This is a genomic window from Streptomyces sp. NBC_00370, assembly GCF_036084755.1.
Lineage (GTDB): Bacteria > Actinomycetota > Actinomycetes > Streptomycetales > Streptomycetaceae > Streptomyces.
This window is the reverse complement of record NZ_CP107968.1, coordinates 4,145,143-4,162,513: the sequence shown is the minus strand read 5'-3', so window position 1 is coordinate 4,162,513 and position 17,371 is coordinate 4,145,143. Positions and strand designations below refer to the sequence as shown.

General features: G+C 69.6%; 12 protein-coding genes. 7 read left to right on the top strand and 5 right to left on the bottom strand.

From position 1 onward, the window contains the following. Positions 1–132: 132 nt before the first annotated feature. Both OHS57_RS18485 and OHS57_RS18480 read right to left on the bottom strand, forming a co-directional pair. On the bottom strand, positions 133–837 hold the full coding sequence (locus OHS57_RS18485; protein ID WP_328582706.1) for a DUF998 domain-containing protein: 705 nt from the start codon (positions 835–837) through the stop codon (positions 133–135). A gap of 74 nt (positions 838–911) precedes the next feature. Further along, positions 912–1,589, bottom strand: a complete 678-nt coding sequence (locus OHS57_RS18480) for a hypothetical protein (protein WP_328582705.1) — start codon at positions 1,587–1,589, stop codon at positions 912–914. Positions 1,590–1,761: 172 nt separating this feature from the next. Here OHS57_RS18480 and OHS57_RS18475 point away from each other — a divergent pair, with 172 nt between their 5' ends. From OHS57_RS18475 to OHS57_RS18465, 3 genes are all read left to right on the top strand, one after another. Next, positions 1,762–2,979: a HupE/UreJ family protein gene (locus OHS57_RS18475; protein ID WP_328582704.1), complete on the top strand. Its 1,218-nt coding sequence runs from the start codon at positions 1,762–1,764 to the stop codon at positions 2,977–2,979. Positions 2,980–3,113: 134 nt separating this feature from the next. Continuing rightward, positions 3,114–5,087 carry a purple acid phosphatase family protein gene (locus OHS57_RS18470; RefSeq protein WP_041987665.1) on the top strand — a complete coding sequence of 658 codons (1,974 nt, stop codon included), beginning with the start codon at positions 3,114–3,116 and terminating at the stop codon, positions 5,085–5,087. A 258-nt stretch (positions 5,088–5,345) separates the two neighbouring features. Then, positions 5,346–6,431 carry a WxL protein peptidoglycan domain-containing protein gene (locus OHS57_RS18465; RefSeq protein WP_328582703.1) on the top strand — a complete coding sequence of 362 codons (1,086 nt, stop codon included), beginning with the start codon at positions 5,346–5,348 and terminating at the stop codon, positions 6,429–6,431. A 68-nt stretch (positions 6,432–6,499) separates the two neighbouring features. Here the strand turns inward: OHS57_RS18465 and OHS57_RS18460 are convergent, their stop codons facing one another. Continuing rightward, positions 6,500–7,972: an arabinofuranosidase catalytic domain-containing protein gene (locus OHS57_RS18460; RefSeq protein WP_328582702.1), complete on the bottom strand. Its 1,473-nt coding sequence runs from the start codon at positions 7,970–7,972 to the stop codon at positions 6,500–6,502. A gap of 264 nt (positions 7,973–8,236) precedes the next feature. On the opposite strand from OHS57_RS18460, the gene OHS57_RS18455 reads away from it, so the two are divergent. The 3 genes from OHS57_RS18455 to OHS57_RS18445 are packed head-to-tail and all read left to right on the top strand — an operon-like array spanning position 8,237 to position 13,165. Continuing rightward, positions 8,237–12,034: a CHAT domain-containing protein gene (locus tag OHS57_RS18455; protein WP_328582701.1), complete on the top strand. Its 3,798-nt coding sequence runs from the start codon at positions 8,237–8,239 to the stop codon at positions 12,032–12,034. 20 nt (positions 12,035–12,054) lie between these two features. Beyond that, a complete protein-coding gene (locus OHS57_RS18450) occupies positions 12,055–12,441 on the top strand; it encodes a CATRA system-associated protein (protein WP_328582700.1) in 387 nt (128 codons plus the stop codon). Between the two features lie 46 nt (positions 12,442–12,487). Beyond that, entirely contained in the window at positions 12,488–13,165 is a 678-nt protein-coding gene (locus tag OHS57_RS18445; protein WP_328582699.1) for a hypothetical protein, read from the top strand. Between the two features lie 57 nt (positions 13,166–13,222). On the opposite strand, the gene OHS57_RS18440 is transcribed toward OHS57_RS18445, so the two are convergent. Next, on the bottom strand, positions 13,223–13,594 hold the full coding sequence (locus OHS57_RS18440; protein WP_041987677.1) for a hypothetical protein: 372 nt from the start codon (positions 13,592–13,594) through the stop codon (positions 13,223–13,225). Positions 13,595–14,003: 409 nt separating this feature from the next. Here OHS57_RS18440 and OHS57_RS18435 point away from each other — a divergent pair, with 409 nt between their 5' ends. Continuing rightward, positions 14,004–14,921: a helix-turn-helix domain-containing protein gene (locus OHS57_RS18435; protein WP_328582698.1), complete on the top strand. Its 918-nt coding sequence runs from the start codon at positions 14,004–14,006 to the stop codon at positions 14,919–14,921. Between the two features lie 25 nt (positions 14,922–14,946). On the opposite strand, the gene OHS57_RS18430 is transcribed toward OHS57_RS18435, so the two are convergent. Beyond that, entirely contained in the window at positions 14,947–17,295 is a 2,349-nt protein-coding gene (locus OHS57_RS18430; RefSeq protein WP_328582697.1) for an ATP-binding protein, read from the bottom strand. Positions 17,296–17,371: the final 76 nt, after the last annotated feature.

The window sequence follows — 17,371 nt, the reverse complement described above, 5'->3', positions numbered from 1 at the left end:
AGCGGAGCGCCGCGGCACGCTCAGGACGCTACGGATCCGGGCAGCGGGAATCGTCACCTCGCGGTGGACACCTGCGCGTAGCTCGCACGGGGGACAACGCGCGCGCGGCGCCCCTGCGCACGCGCTCGCGGGCTACCAGCGCCCGGTTTTGGCCGGCTGCCGTTCGTGGTGCGGGTGGTAGAGGCACGACGAGACGACGAACAGCGGCCACACGGTCTGGGCGGTGGTCAGGACCCGCTCGGCGATGCCGTCGGGGCCGTCCGTCTGCAGTGTGATCACGAACCACAGCCCGCTGAGCCACATCAGCGCGCTCGCCACGACCGCCACCCGGGTTCGCAGCGCCCACGGCGGCGAACCGTTGTGATCGCCGAGACCGCTCTGCCGGCCCCAGCCGCTGAAGTGTGCCCAGCCGCCGTGCGCGCTCCAGGCGCTGATGCTCGCCCAATTGCCGTGGCCGACGGCCAGCACCGGCCATACGGCGAGCAGGGCGAAGCCCACGGCGACCACCGTCCCGTGCGGGAACGAGCCGCCGCTGGGCGGCGCCGGAAACACCGTCAGCAGGATCGCGCACACCCCGCCGGCGGCGAGCGCGAGCCGCCCGAGCGGTGCGGCCGGGTGCAGTCCGAGCGCCGTGATCACATGGCAGGTGCCGAGGCCGAGCACGGCGGAGGTCATCACCCAGTACCCCGGGGCGCCGTAGGCAGCCAGGATGCTGATCGTCTTCTTGACGGGGTCGTAGGTGGGCCCCTGGATCGCACCGGCGATCGTCCAGCCGGCGGTCAACAGGACGGGAGCAGTCCCCGAAGAGAGCAAGGCCCACCAGGGTACAGGTCGCATCACATCACCATAAGACGACCCATCGTCCAACTCGTGCGCACACGCGGAACGCGTCGTCACACGTCACATGGCCGTCATACGGCGTCGAGCCAGATCACGATCCCGGTCAGCTTGTTGAGTACGGCCGCCACACCGGCCCTGACGGCGGCGGCGCAGCGCGCGGCGGTGAACGAGGCGGGGTCGTACGCAGAGGACGCGCCGAGCCCTTCGCCGCGGAACGAGGCGCCGGTCCAGTCCACCGACGTGACGTTGTGGGTGGGCTCGGCCAGCTCCGCGCCGACGACGAGGAACTGCTGCGACAGGTGGTTCGGGGTGACCATCGCGAGGGGGTCGACGAGGTCGTTGCCCGCGCTGATGATCAGGTCGGGTTCCATCGTGAGGGCCTTGCTGGCGCTGGCCACCAGGGCGGTCGGGTCGTCGGCGGCCACCGTCCGCATGTCGACGTCCTCGTCGTCGGCCCACTTCTCGACCGCTTTCACGAGCGCCTTGGTGGGGCGGTCGTGGCCGGCCGTCAGCAGCACGACGCGGTAGTCGTCCGGCGGCCGTACCCCGTCCCAGGAGCCGGGGCGCGGTGTGGTGGTGGACTCGGGGGCCGGCGGGGAAGCGAGGTCGACGAACTCGGAGCCGAGTGTGCCGACGGAGGTGGGTTCGGGGTGCGGCCCCGACCAGTCGTCGCCGGAGCCGCAGCCGGTGACCAGGGTGGCGGCCGCGGCCACGGCCAGCGTGGCGACGGCCCGTAGCGAGGGGCGCAAGGCGATCTTCCTCCGAATGGTGGCGGATGGTGCGCCTCCATCCTGCTATCCCATTTTCTGTCTTTTTCCTTCACAGCTGTCGTTCGAGCGCTTGTTTTTCCAGGGTTCGCCGTTGGGTCCGTTGCTGTTCATCCGTGCCGTGGAGCGTGCGCTGGCAACCATGAGGAGCAACATGTCATCACGAGTCCGCCGCGCCCTTGTCGTCACCGTCACGGCGCTGATCGCCTTTCTGAGCCTTGGTGTCATCGGTCAGTCGGCGCAGGCACACGGATTCTCCTCCGTCGTGTACGTCCACGTCACCGCGGGTGACGACGGTCAGCTGCGTACGGAGCTGAAGCTGGAGTACGACCTCTTTGTCATATCCACCGCCGATTACGAGAACGACGACCCCCTCTACCGAACCGGCAACGCCGCCTTCGACGACCGTGACACCGAACGCATGGCCGCCGCCGTCAACGCGCACGCCGCCACCGCCGTCAAGTACGTCACCCAGCGCTTCAAGGTCACATCGAACGGCGCCGCCTGCACACCGAAGCAGGACGGCGCCTTCACGATGGGCGTCGAGGAGGGCGCCCCGTACACCACACTGCCCCTCGCCTGGGCCTGCCCCGAGGACAGCAGCGACCACGAGCTGCGCAGCGGGCTCTTCCCCGACTCGGAGACCTATGTCACCGGCACGAAGACGATCGTCACGTACGACGTCGACGGCCACTCCGGCAGCGGCGCGCTCGACGCCGCGCATCCGACGCTCTCGATCAGCCAGGCCTGGTACGAGCGGTTCTGGGAGTTCTTCCGGCTCGGCGCCGAGCACCTGCTGAGCGGGATCGACCACATCCTGTTCCTGCTCGCGCTGATCGCCGGCTCACGGCGGCTGCGCGAGATCGTCCTCGCCGCGACGAGCTTCACGCTGGCGCACTCGGTGACACTGCTGCTGGCCGCGCTGGGGCTCGTCGATGTGCCCAGCAGGATCGTGGAGCCGGTCATCGCGCTGTCGATCGCGGTGGTCGCGGGGTGGTACCTGTGGCGGCTCTGGCGGCGCGGCGGCCATGCCACCGACCTGGAGGCCATGGGCGAGGGGCACTTCAGCCTGGACCGGGCCGGCTGGGCCAGGCTCGGGGTGGTGTTCTGCTTCGGTCTCGTCCACGGCCTGGGCTTCGCCGGCGCGCTGGGAGTCCACCAGGCGTTCTCGTGGACCCTGCTGTGGTCGCTGCTGGTGTTCAACATCGGTATCGAGGGCGTGCAGTTGGCGATCATCGCCGTTGTGTTCCCCGTGCTGACCGTATTGCGGCACCGCACACCGACAGCCGGACTGTGGGCGACCGGCGCCATCTCCGCCGGTGTGTTCGTCATGGGCATGGTCTGGTTCGTCCAACGCGCCTTCGGCCTCTGAACATGCTCCGCCGCTGGTGAGCGACCGGATGTTCAGCTGAATCAACGGTCGCGTTTGCGAGTGATTTACCAAGCGATGGGAGGTTGATAACCCCACACTTCGCACTGATCCGTCCGCAAAAGGAACAGAAACTGATGAGATCCAGCAGACCGACGCAGGCCATGGGGCCTGTGCCGCGCCGTGTGGCCGCAGGTGCCACCGCCGCGTTTCTGGGCCTGACCCTCGCCCTCGGCAGTGGCCTGACATCGGCCGCCGTCGCGGCGGAGCCCACCGCACCCACCGGCATCATCCTCGGTGTGGGCGCCAACGAGACCCAGCGCACCGTCACCTGGTACACCTCGTCCGACACCGCCCAGAAGATCCAGGTCGCCCCGACCGCCGACCTCGTCAACAACGAGTTCCCGGCCGGCGCCGCCACCTTCGACGCCGCGGGCGGGGCGAACATAGCCACCAGTGGCGGCTTCAACCGGCACGCCACGATCACCAACCTGCAGGAGAACACGCAGTACTCCTACCGGGTCGGTGCCGAGGGCGCCTGGTCCACGGTGTACTCCTTCAAGACGCAGGACTTCGAGGGCGAGTACGACTTCCTGTTCTTCGGCGACCCGCAGATCGGCTCGTCCGGCGACACGGCCAAGGACCAGGCCGGCTGGCAGGACACCCTGGACGTCGCGCTGGGGGCCAACCCCAACTCCGAGCTGCTCGTCTCCGGTGGTGACCAGGTCGAGACCGCCAACACCGAGGCGCACTGGAACGCGTTCCTCGCGCCCGACAAGCTGCGCCAGTACCCGTGGGCCGCGACCATCGGTAACCACGACGTCGGCGGCAAGGCGTACGAGCAGCACCTCTACACCCCGAACACCGACCGCTCGGCGCCGTTCTACTCGAACGGCAACCCGGCGTCCAACACCTCGGGCGGTGACTACTGGTACATCTACAAGGATGTCCTGTTCATCGACCTGAACAGCAACAGCTACGACCCCGCCACCGGCGGCGGCGGCGACGCGGCGCACACCAAGTACGTCGAGGACGTCATCAACCAGCATGGTTCAGAGGCGAAGTGGAAGGTGCTCACGTACCACCACTCGATCTACTCGCCCGCCGACCACGCCAAGGACAGCGACAACAAGAAGCGTCGCGTCGACTTCCCGACCACCTTCTCGAAGCTCGGTGTCGACCTGGTCCTCCAGGGTCACGACCACAGCTACTCGCGCAGCTACGAGATCAAGAACGGCGAGAAGGCGAACCCGGCCGAGAAGCCCGGCGCCGCCGATGTGTACGCCGGTCCCGGCGGTGTCGTCTACGTGACGGCCAACTCCGCCTCGGGCTCGAAGTACTACGACATCACGGCCCCGGACAACAGCGGTACGAGCGGTGCGGGCAACGGCGCCGACCCGCTGAACATCAAGAACTACTGGTACAACTCGGTGCAGAACCAGGAGCACGTCAGGACCTACGTCAAGGTCCAGGTGCGCAACGACAAGCTCGTCGTCGAGAACCTGCGCTCCGGTACCTGCGCCGCCCCCAACTCGGCTGTTGAGCACGGATCTTCGTGCACCAACACCCCCGAGGGCCAGCCGGTCGGTTCGACCGTCGACAAGGTCACCGTGCACCCGTACCACGGCTCGGGCCAGGACCTCCAGGTCAACGTGCCGAAGGCTGCCCCGGGTGAGTTCGGCTGGACCATCGACGGCTACAACGGCCTCGTGGACCTCGGTACGGCGAAGGAGGCCGGCGACCACTTCCAGGCCAACGGCAAGATCAACCCCATCGCCGTCACGGACAGCCGCCGTTCGCTGGCGCCCTGGTCGATCTCGTCCAGCGTGAGCGACTTCAAGGACGCCGCCAAGACGTTCTCCGGCTCGTACCTGGGCTGGTCCCCGCGCGTCCTCCAGGACGGTGCGGGTGCCAAGGCGAGCGACTCCGTCGCCTCCGGCTTCGACGACAACGGCAAGGGCCTGTCGGTCTCGCGCAGCCTCGGTTCGGCCGCGCAGGGTCACCCGCGGGGTACCGCCAAGCTCGGCGCCGACCTGGATCTGAAGATCCCGGACAGCGTCGACAAGGGTGGCTACCGCGCCACGCTCACGATCACCGCGCTGAGCAGCTGATCCGAGCGTTCGCTCGCACGACCTGAATGACCGCACGACCGCACGACCTGCACAACCGCACGACCGTACAACGCGCATGACCGTATGACCCGTATGACCGCATGACCGGGTGGGGCGGGCGCCTCCGGGTGTCCGCCCCGCCTTCCGCCCCGCCCCGCCTCCCGGCCGGCTGACCGGGCCGTCCGACCGTCCCACCGGGCGTGGCAGCAGCCGCCTTTCGGTGGCCCGCCCCGCCTCTCGCGCCAGGAGACCCCAACCATGTACGCGCCCGTAACCCGCCGGAAGGCCAGAGCCACCGCGCCCGTCCGCGCCCTCGTCCTCGCCCTGCTCGCCGCTCTCGCGATCGTCGGCCTGCCCGCCGGCCTCGCCCGGGCGGCCGACGGCGGCGACGTCACCTGGACGGTGAGGACGGCCGAGAACGGGTACGGCGCCGACCGGTCGAGCTTCAGCTACACCGTCAACCCCGGTGCCGAGGTCAAGGACACCATGGTGGTGGCCAACCGCGGCAAGACCCCGCTCACGCTCGCGGTCTACGCGGCCGACGGCTTCACCACGGACACCGGCCAACTCGACCTGCTCCCGAAGGAGAAGAAGTCCGTCGGCATCGGCGCGTGGGTGCACGCGGCCCGCTCCAGCGTCACGATCCGGCCGGGGAAGAGCGCCAACGTCCCCTTCACGGCGGCCATTCCGGACAACGCCACGCCCGGCGACTACGCGGGCGGCATCCTCAGCTCCCTGAAGCAGTCCGACGAGGCCGAGGGCATCAACGTCGACCGGCGCCTCGGCATCAAGATCAAGCTGCGGGTCAGCGGGGCGCTCAGGCCGACCCTCGCCGTCGAGAACCTGCACACGGATTTCAACGGTTCGCTCAACCCGTTCGGCACGGGTGACGCCACCGTCACGTACACGATCCACAACACCGGCAACGCGATCCTGTCGGCCAAGCAAGGCGTGTCCCTCTCGGGCCCGTTCGGCTGGCTGAAGAAGGACGCGGGCGCCGTCGTCGCGCCGCCGGAGCTGCTGCCGGGCGAGAGCTGGCCGGTGAAGGTGGCCGTGCACGACGTACGGCCCGGTGTCAGCCTGACGGCGACCGTGAAGCTCACACCGCTGCTCACCGACGCGTCCGGCTCCACCACTCCGCTGAAGGTGGTCGAGGCGACGGCCCACGGCTGGGCCGTCCCGTGGACGCTGTTGCTGCTGGTCGTCCTGGTGATCGCGGCGGCCGTCGGGTCGTACCTGCTCAGGCGCCGAAACCGGGCGCGGCGCAAGGTACTTGAGGAGAAGCGGGTACGGGAGGCCGTGGAGCAGGCGCTCAGCGGCCAGGGGAGCGCGGGCGTCCGCTGAACGCGGGAGGACCGGCCCGCGGGGAGACGGACCGGTCCTCAGCTGTGGGGCAGTTGTCGTGCGCGGGCTCAGTGCAGGGTGAACTTCTGGGCGCCGGAGCCGTTGCAGTCCCAGATCTGCAGCCGCGTCCCGTTGGCCGTGGCGCCGCTCGGTGAGTCGAGGCAGCGGCCGGACTGCGGATTGAACAGCGAGCCGTCGGACCGCTGGTTCCAGACCTGGCCGCCCACCCCGTTGCAGTCCCACAGCTCGACCTGGGTGCCGTTGGCCGTGCCGTTGCCGTTGATGTCCAGGCAGCGGCCGATCGTGCTGAGGGACCCGTTGGTGTGGTGCGCCCAGAACTGGTCCTCGGCGTACGACTGGCAGTTCCACAGCTGGACGGGGGCCAGGTTCACGCCGGTGTCGTCGGCGGCGACGTCCACACACTGACCGCCGGGACCGGTGATCTGCCCCTGCGGTCCGTTGGGCACGTTCGTCTGGCCGGAGTAGCCGACCGAGACGACGTTGGACTGAACCGCGTTCTCCGCGGCGTCCGTCGGATAGCCGGAGACCATCACGCCCTCGAAGAACGTGCCCATGTTCCAGTTGCTGTTGTCCCCGCCGGTGCCCAGGATGATGCCGCCCTCCTGATGCATCGGCGCGTAACCGCCCCTGGTCGGCAGGGCGCCGTTCCACCAGGTGGTCAGCGCGCCGGACTGCGAGTTGCCGCCCTTCAGCGCGTAGGTGGTCTGCCCGTTGTTCTTGAGCACGGCGGTGACGAACGCGCTCTTGTTACCGGTGTTGGCCGTGTTGGAGCCGTTGTTGCCCTGGAACATCCCGTTCTCCAGGTCGGCCTCGACCCATGGCCCGGTGCCGGTGCACGGCGCGAAGTAGCAGGTGGTCGCGATGCTCACGGCGTCCATGTGCCCGTTGCCGGTGTCGGCGGGCGTGCTCTCGGCGTTGCCGTAGTCGAAGCAGCAGGCGGAGCCGACATGCGTACCGCTGGCCACCATGTAGGCGCCCTCGGCCTGCCCGTTGACGGCGACCCCGGCGGCGCGCCCGGTCGAGCGGTAGCCGACCCCCGGCGAGATCCAGATGCCGTACACCTTGTGCCCGCCGGCCGTGACCGACAACTCGGCGGCGTCGGCGCCCCGGTCGGCCCCCATACCGGCCGTCCCGGCGGGCCCTGGGGTGAGGTCGTTGTGGCGGGAGGTCTGGTCGTAGACCTTGGAGATGCTGCACGTGGTGTCCGCGCAGAACGAGTCCTGCTGCGCCGCGTTCGCGTAACCCCCTTGCGCCAGCAGCCCGATGTCGGCGGTCCCGCCGTTCGACGCCCGACGCACCTGGTAGAGGGGCCCGTTGTACGAGGAGAACAGAGCGCGCGTCGTACTGTGCGCGGCGACGCACGGCGTGTTGGCCGCGGCGTAGATGTCACAAGGCAACGACCCGGCAGCCTGCGCGGCCCCCGGCCCGCTGACGAACGCCCCGAGGACGAGCCCGAGGACCGCGAGGACGGCCAACAGACCCCGCCGATACCGAAGAGCCGAAGATCTCGTTCTGCGCATGGTGTGCTCCTGAATGGGAGGAGGGAGCTCTGACTCGTCTGCGCGGCAGTGCGGTTCGCACTACAGGGTGACGGCAGGGAAGCTACGACCGCTGTTCGGTTGCGTCAATAACTGTTGCTTTCATTTTTGTACAACCTTGTAAATCAGTCTGGATCTGTTGCTTTTACCGGCTGCGGGCGCGCGGCTGCCGCCGGGCGCCCGCTCCGTATGACGGAAATTTCCGGATGGCGCCTGCGAGGCATGTCACCGGGCAAGACTGAACGCGTGACAGACCTGAGAGCAGTCGTGGACCGCGCGTTGGCCCGCTGTGGCGTGGCGTGGTCGCCCGAGGCGGAGCGGCAGATCGCCACCGCCGGGACGGACCCGCAGAGCTGGCTTCCGGCCGCGACCGGACTGCTGCGCGCCTCGTGGAGCGGTGACGAGACGGGCAGGGCGTCGGCGGTCGCCGCCGCGGCACTGATGGAGTTCGCACTGGACACCGGTCCGCGCGAACATCCCGAGCGGCCCAGCTGGGTGCTGCACCTGTGGCTGGCCGAGCGCACCCTCTCCTTCCGTTACGGCGACTATCAGTTGTCCCGCGATGTGCACCACCACCTCGGCGCCCAGACGCAAGGACGCGCAGCCGACGACCCGGTCCTTGTGGCCGCCACCTACCTCGGACTCCCGCTGCCCCGCCACTTCCAGCCGGTCCAGCAGATCGAGCAGTCCGCGCTCCGGCTCGTCGCCATGCTGCCGCCGGACGACCTCGGCCGCTGCTGTGTCCTGGTCCGGCTCGCCCAGGCCGCCTGCTTCCGTTACGAGTCGGGGGACCAGTCGGCGCTCGACGACGCCTGGCAGCGGGCACGTGAGGCGTACGACTGCGTCACCACGGACCATCTGGAAGCGGAACTGGTCGGCCGCACCGCTGTGCACGCGGGTGTGAGCTGGTTCCGGGCGCACCCGCAGGACCGCTCGGCCGTCGACTTCGCGCTCCGCGCGGGGCGCGCGGCTGTGGCAGCCGTGGAGTTCGCGCGTGAGCGTGGCAGCCGGCACTCGGGGTACGAGACCGCCTCGGTACACCTGCTCATGGCCATGGCGCTGATGGCGGTGGTGAGCCATACCCTCGAAACCGCCGAGATCGACGAAGCGATGGAGCACCTTGAGGTGTTCCGCGCCGAAGGACCGCCCGACGACCGTGGGCTCTATGCGGTCAACATGGCACCCTTACTGGCCGTCCGAGCCTTCTTCGGCGGATCGGCCAAGGACATCGCACGGGCCGACGAGCTCATGGCAGCCCTTCAAGCCGATCTGCCGGCCGACAGTCCGCTCTACCCGCACATCGTCCAGAAGCGCCAGGCGTTCGCCGAACTTCCCCGGCTGATGAAGCTGTTCCCGTTCGGCACAGCCGGAGTGCTGCGCCAGCTGCGGCCCATGCTGGGCCCGCTGCTCGGCGGGGCCGCGCTGCCGTCGATCCAGATGTACGCCCCTCCTCCGTCCCCCGGATATCACTCGCCGGGCCCCGGACCGGAGGACTTCGCCGACATCCTGGGCCGGGCCCCACGTCCCGGCGCTGGACCGGGGGGCGCGTCCGGAGTCCCGCCTACAGGACGGCCCGACACCTTCAACTGGCCGGCCGGACCGCAGGATGTCCCGTCGCTGCGCGATCTGCGGACGCCGTTCGACCCGCAGAAGGAGTCGGACCGTACCGGCCTCCCGCCGCACGCCGAGGCGGTCTCCCGGGGGCTGTTCGGCAGCGCCCCGACCGCGAACGATCCGCGCCGACTGGCCCTCGCGGAAGATGAGTTACGAGCACGTCTGGCTGAACGGGGGCTGGACGACGGCCGTCGCGGCTGGACGGCGACGGTTCTGGTGTTCGCGCTCGCCGCCAAGTACCTCTTCAGCGAGAACGTCGACGAGCTGAGGACAGCCGTCAACGCCGGTGACGAGGTGCTGGCCACGCTGCCGCCCACCAGCTCCCGGTATGTCGACCTACTCTGCGCGGTGGAGTTCTACCGTCATGGGTACGGCTTTCTGCACCAGGACACGGAGACGGTCCGACGTGCGTGCGGCGCCCTGGGCTGGGCCCTCGGACGGCTGCCGGAGGGGTCGTGGCAGTGGCTGGGCTGCGCGCTCCAGTACGCGTCCGTCCTGGCCGACGAGGCTGTGCTGCTCCGCGATCCGGTCAAGGTGAGGGAGGCGCACCGGCTCTACACCGCGGCGGCGCGCGGATTGGAGGGGCCGCCGGACGGGATCCGGTTGCCGGGCGGAGCCGGCGACGAACTGGCGCGGCAGTGGCAGGTTCTCCATGTCCAGCTGGACATGCTCCGCACGAAGGTCGAACTCGCCGTTGCCGATGTCATCGGTGACCTGTACGCCGTCGAGGAGACCGACGTGCGGTGGGATCCCGATGCCGAGACGCGGCTGCCGCCTTGGGCGAGATTCGAGAACGCCCGCGCCGCGCTCGGCCGGGAGATGGAGCGTCCTGACTGGGACAGGGCCGCCGACGCCGCAGCCGTGGCGCTGGCCGTGCTGCCGCTGCTGACGTCGTCGGCGTTGCGCAGGGACGACCGGCAGGCCGTCGTGCGCTCCGCACTGCTGGGCCGTCGTTATCCGGACGCGTCAGCTGCCCGGCGGGCGGCCGACATACCGGATCAGCTCGCCGGGACGAGCCTTGGGCGTACCGGCTGTGCGGTGGCGATCACCGCGAACCGCATCGATCAGGCCGCCGTTCTACTGGAGCAGGGCCGGGCCGTGCTGATGAGCCAGGACCTGGAGGCGCGGACCGACATCTCGGTGCTTGCGGCCGCGCACCCCGCGGAGGCCGCCGAGTTCACCGCCGTCGGAGAGCGGATGTGGCGGGCCGAGGACGCCACGGCTCCCGACGAGGCGACGCGGGTCGGCACGCAGCACGCCGTGGCCGAGGAATGGCAGCGTCTGCTGGACCGGATCCGGTCGCTTCCCGGCTTCGGGGATTTCCTGCTGCCTCCCACCGTCGCGCAGATGCGGGCGGAGGCGGCACAGGGACCCATCGTGCTGGTCAACATCGACCGTCTGCGATGCGACGCGCTGGTGGTCACGCTCCACGACATCAAGCTCGTACCGCTCCAGATAAGCGAGGGCCAACTGGCCCACACCGCAAAGGAGTTCCTGGAGGCGGCGGCCGTTGACCGGGATGCGGCGCTCGACCGGAAGGACGCGGCCCGCGAGACGGTCTTCACGACCCTCGAGTGGCTGTGGGACACCGTCGCACAACCGGTGCTCGACGCGGCGGGCTTCACCGGCCCGATCCCGGACGGCACACCACGCTCCGAGATACCGCGGCTGTGGTGGTCCACCTCGGGACCGCTGGCGCACCTCCCGATCCATGCCGCCGGATACCAGCGCAAGGGGGCGCTGGGCGAGCGGCGCTCCGTCCTCGACCGGGTCGCCTCGTCCTACACCCCCAGCATCAGGGCGCTGCACCATGCCCGGCAGGCGCCGACGGCGCGCTGCGACGCTGGTGCGTTCCTGGCGGTAAGTCAGCCGACCGGCGACAACGGCTCGGACGGGGCGTCCGGAGACGAGGTCGACGCGATCACCAGGACGCTGCGCGGACTCCGTGTCATCGCGGGAGCCGACGCCGGTGTGGAGCATGTCCTCGCCGAACTGCGGTCGGCGGCCGCTGTGCACTTCGCCTGCCACGGCATCAGCGACCCCGACGACCCGTCGAAAAGCCGGCTGGAGCTCGCCGACGGGCCCCTCGACGTGCTGAGTGTCACCCGGCAGCGGTTGCCGCAGGCGCAGCTCGCCGTGCTGCTCGCCTGTCACACCGCGCGGAGCGACCGGCTGCCGGACGAGGCGATCCACGTGACGTCGGCCTTCTTGACCGCAGGCTATCCGCAGGTGGTCGGAGCGTTGTGGGGCTCGGCCGACCTGGCTTCGGTGTTGCTGACCGAGAAGCTCTACCGGTCACTGCGCCACTACGGGGCCGGGCTGGACGTCACCGACACAAGCCGGGCCTTGCACGGCATCGTCCGCCAACTGCGCAAACGCTATGTCAAAGCACCGGCGATGTGGGCTCAGTACATCCACACAGGCCGGTGACGGGCAAAAGGGGTTACGTCATGAACGCACCGGACACGCCGCCGCTCGTCGACCGGGAGAGGGCGCGAGCTGTGCTGCGCGCGCTACGGGCCGTGCTCGGCTGGGAACTGCCGGACGAAGGGTGGCAAGAGGTTGGCCAACTCGTTGCGGACCTGGCCGAGGCCGTCCGGACGTCGGACACCGATCTCGTGGACGAGCTGACGGCCGACCTGGAGACCGGCGGCTGGCGCGTGACCCGGCTGGGCGCCGCCGACGATGACGACCGGGTGACCTCCGGCAAAAGGAAGGCGCCCACGCCCGCACCGGTGCGCGAAAGGGTGGTGACGCTCATTCACGTCCTCGATACGACGTCCGACAGGAACGGCGGTCCGGCCGGGGGACCGGCAGCCGGGCCCGGCCGCAGATGAGGGGGCAGAGATTCTCGCGGTGCTCGCGAACATAGGAATCGGACTGGTGACCAGCCTGATCGGAGGATGTATCGGCTGGATGTGGGAGCGGGGGCGGCGATCGAGGGCGTTGAACAGGAAGGCGGGCTTCTTCGGCATCCGGCCGGGAGAGGACTGCCTGATCGTGCTCGGCAACAAGTACAATGCCCCGGGCACCGCACACCAGCGGGATGTGCAAGCCGTGGTGGAACTGGCGATGCTGGCCGGTGAACTGGGCTGCCGGGTGACGGTGGAGACCGGTGACTACCGCGGCAGCAACGAGGACCGCACCGAGTTCAGTATCGGCGGCCCGATCGGTGACTCCAACGTACGCACCGGCGGTCACCTGGCGGCCCATCTTCCGGGGGTGTCCCTTCGCCCGTACAGCGACCGGGCGGACTCGATGGCCGTCCTCGTGGACGGCGAGCGCTACCTGTTCGACCGTGGCAACCAGGAGTACGCCCTGGTCGCGAAGTTCACCCCGGCGGAGTCGAGCCGTCCGGTGGTCCTCGTCTGCGGGCAGAGCTCCGTGGCGAACCAGGCGGCCATCCACTTCCTGCGGCGCGAGCACGCGCGGGTGGCCGCGGTACTCGCATCGGTGGAGCGCTACTGCTTGGTGGTCAAAGTCTCGTACATCGGCGTCTACACCTTCCACCAGGCGGTCCTGGAGAAGGACGTCTCCCGGGCCGCCTTTGGAAACGAGTGAACCCCCGGTGTGCGACCGGGGGTTCACCCATCTCCGAAAACGGGCCGATCCCTTCGCTCAGATCCCCGAGTACTTGAGTGAGGGGTCTCCTTCTTCGAGGGCGGCGATGAACCGGCGGACCTTGCCGTTCGCCTTGATGCCCAGCGCCTCCAGGGTCCTGACGACCTGGACCGCGATCTCCCGCTGTTCGCCGCGGTCCCACACGTACATGTGGACCCCCGCCCCACGGCCGCCGAGAAGCGCGACCACGGCGAAGTCGGGCCGGTCCTGGTCGACATGGTCGAAGACCGATCCCGTGGGCTCCTCGAATCTCGTCCCGGCACCGGTGATGTTCTCGTTGATCCAGCTCACCCGCATCGACCTGCGGAAAAGCTCCGCGATCTCCTGCATGGACGCCTGGGTGATTATCTCTACAGGCTGTTTGGCCATTTGCTCGACTCCTTGATCTGGATTTTCCCGCCACGCACCGGAGTTACTTGTCCTCGAAGACCTTCTCGCTGAAGCAGTACCGATTTCCGCTGGCTATGTAGTTCTTGCAGGCGGGGTTGCGGCATTCGTAAACCACCCATGAACCCATGGGCTGCCGCTGCTCGCTCTTGACGGTCATGCGCTGTCTGCATACCTGGCAATTCAGTCCTTTGGCCACGGAACTGTTCTAAGCAATGGGCCGGTTGTCCGCAACGGTCTTCCCGTGAAGTGGACGATTACCGGAAAACGCCTTCTCCGCGCGGTGATCGCGATCCGGGGCGGGCCGCACGGGAATGTGGAACACTCGGTGATGTCGCCGGAACCGTGAGAAGGGTGGGTGATCATGGGTCGCCCGCAGAAGGAAATAATCTTGGACGGATCGCCGACCCGGCTCTTCGCGTTATGGCTGCGCGATCTCCGTAATACCGCGGGGCTGACGCTCGAACAGCTGGCGCGGCGCACGGGATACGGCCGGACGACCGTGAGTGACGCGATGCGCGGCAAGGATCACCCCTCGCGTCCGGTGACTCTGGCGGTCGTGGGCGCCTGCGGCGGCGACGTGGACCGGTGGGCCGTGTTCTGGGCGGAGGTGCGCCGTGCCCTGGACCCCAACGCGTACGGACCCGTGGACATCACCCCGCCCCCCTGGGACCCGCCGGCTCCCGAGAACGGGACACATGGTGTCCACGGCGAGCAGTGCCCGGCCGGCTGCACACGCACCGACCCGCACGGCTGGTACGTGGAGTCGGTCCATACCCAGGTACGTCTCGACACGCCGGCCGCCGAAGCGGTCGAGCGACGGGTGATCGTCGCGACCTGCGACGGTCTGACGGACATCCCGGTCGCCTTCAGCGTCCCCCGGCGCGCGGGGGACGTGACCGCCGGCCACGGGCTGGACGTCTCGGCCGTCCGGGGCGGCCGGCTGGAGCTGCGCGAACACCCCTACGAGAGCTACTTCCAGCAACGGCTGGTGCTGCCCGCACCACTGCGGGCGGGGATCCGGCACGAGTACGTGCTGCGGCTGCGGATACCCCCGGCGCAGCCGATGGCACCGCACTTCGTACACATTCCGCTGACCCGTAGCGAGCACTTCCGTCTGCGCGTCCGCTTCGACCCCGCGAGGGAGCCGCGTGCGGTCTGGCAGCTGACCGGGGTGCCGCCCGCCGTGATCTACCAGCAGAGCCCTGGGACCCGCCTGCTGAGCCCCGACCGACGCGGCACGGTGGCCGTCGAGTTCGAGGCGATGAAGGTGGGATACGGCTACGGGCTGTGCTGGCAGTACGAGTAGCACGGCTGCCGACCCCGGTCAGACCCTAGGGGACATGCGTGCGCCGCAGTTGGGCGCGTACCCGTGCGGCGTCCGGATGACGCAGTTCGTCGAAGAGGGCAAGCGCCTCATCGAGCAGCCGACGGGCGTCCTGGTGGTGGCCGAGTTCCGCCCGGGCGTCGGCCAGATGGTTCAGGGCGTGCGCTTCCCGGTACCGGTCGCCCAGCAGTCGGTCGAGCGCCAGGGACGACTCGTAGTGGCCGATCGCCTCGGCATGCCTGCCCAGCCCCTGCTCCGCACGTCCCATGCTGAGCAGGATCCCGGCACGGCCGTCCAAGTGATCCAGCTCCGTGTACAGGTCGAGGGCCCGTCTCCCGTGCTCCAGCGCGACGGCGTGGTGGTTCAGTTGTTCCTGTTGCTGGGCCAGGGCGGTGAGGCCCTCGGCGAGGGCCAGCGGTTCCCGGGTCTGTTCGGCCATTGCCAGGGCCAGCCTGGCGTGCGGTAGTGCGCGCCGGTGGTCGCCACGGGACGCGTACACCCGTACGAGAGACAGCCGCACCTCGCGTGTCCCTTCGCGGTCCTCGAGCCGGTGGCACTCGCGCAGCGCCGCGAACAGCAGGTCAAGGGCCTCTTCGGTGCGGTGCAGCCGGGACAGGGCGTCGGCGAACTGGCGGGTGCCGGTGGCCCACGCGAGCCGGTTTCCGGCGCGGGAAGCGGCCTCGCGGGCAAGGCTGTGGACGGAAGCGCGCTGGACGCGACGCCCTGACCGGCGCAGGTACACCGCACAGGCCCTGGCCAGCTCCCAGGCGTACGCCTCGAAGCTGTCGGTGACAGCGGCCAGTGTCATCACGTTCTGGAGCGTGGCCAGTTCGGCCTCGAACCACGCCATGGCCTGGACGTGGTCGCTGACGGGCGGCTCCGTACCTGTCCGCCGGCCCGCCGGGGTCAGCGGCGGCCTCCACGGTTCGAGATGGTGGTCGGCCAGCCGGGCCGAGTCCAGGTAGTGGCGGAACAGGCGCTCGGTCCCTGCGCGGTGCTCCTCGGCGGGCCCCAACTCCGTCAGCTCCTTCGCGTAGAGCCAAAGCAGGTCGTGCGGGGCGAATCTGCCCGGCGTCTGCTCCTCGACCAGGTGGGTCGCGCTCAGCGTGTCGAGCAGCACGCGCGGGGGCGTCCGCTCGTCCATCAGCGCGGCGCACGCGAGACCGTCGACGTCCGGACCGGGGTGGCAGCCGAGCAGCCGGAACAACCGGGCCGCTGCCGGAGGCAGGAGCGCGTACGACCCCTGGAACACCGTCCGGAGGTCGAGGTCGGCGTCCTGGAGTCCCAGGACGTCCAACCGGGCCTGCGCCTCGCGGAGTTCGGTGACGAGGTGGCCGATCGACCTCGCAGGAGCCATCGTCGCGCGCGCCGCCGCGACGCTGAGCGCCAGGGGCAACCGGGCGCAGAGGTCGACCAGTTCGTCCGTCGCGGCTGGTTCGAGGGCCGGACCCTGCGTGCCGATCCGGCGCTCCAGCAGGTCCCGGGCGGCGTGCCGGGGCAGTACGTCGAGGCTGACCCGCAAAGCTCCCTCCCGTACGACCAGGCCGTCGAGGCGGTTGCGGCTGGTGACGACCGCGACGGATCCGGCGTCGCTCGGAATCAGCGGACGCACCTGCTCGGCGGAGCGGGCGTTGTCCAGCAACAGCAGCATGCGCCGGCCGGCCAGCAGGGTCCGCAACAGCGCCGAGGCGACAGCCTGATCGGCTGGAACGGCGGCGGGTGCGACACCGAGCGCCTGGAGGAAGCCGTGCAGCGCCTCACCGGGGTCCATGGGTGCCTCGGAGCTGAAGCTCCGCAGGTTGACGTGCAGTTGGCCGTCCGGAAACCGGTCCTGGACGCGGCGGGCCCAGTGCAGTGCGAGGGACGTCTTGCCGACCCCGGCCGTGCCCTCGACTACAGCCACCACCGTGGACCTCGCGTCGGCGGCGTCCTGGGTCTCCAGCAACGAGTCGAGTCGGTCGATTTCGGCCTCCCGGGCCACGAATCCCGGCCTGGCGAGGGGAAGTTGGTGCGGCACTCGCGGCAGCGGCGGTGCTGCTCCCGCTCTCGTGGCACGCAGCCGCCGGGCGGTGTCGGCGGAGTCCCGCAGCGTACTCAGCCTGCCGGCCTCCGGGCCTGTCACACCGAGTGCGGAGAGCAGTTCGTCGAAGACCCGGACGCTCGCGAGCGTCGTGCCGTTGAGGTAGGCGTACACGCTGCTGGGGGAGACGCTGAGCCGTCTGGACAGTTCGTGACGGTCGATCGCACGGCCCCGCCGCTTCTCGGCGCGGACCACGGCCCGGGCCAGCTCGGCGGCCAGCCGCTGTCTGAGCGCCGCGGGGTCCGTGTCGTCCTGCCGGGACATGTCGCTCGACACCGTTCCTCCGCGCGCCGTTCGTGATTCCGCACCGCGAATTCCAGACCTTTCCAGTGTCGTCCAGAACAGCCGCGAG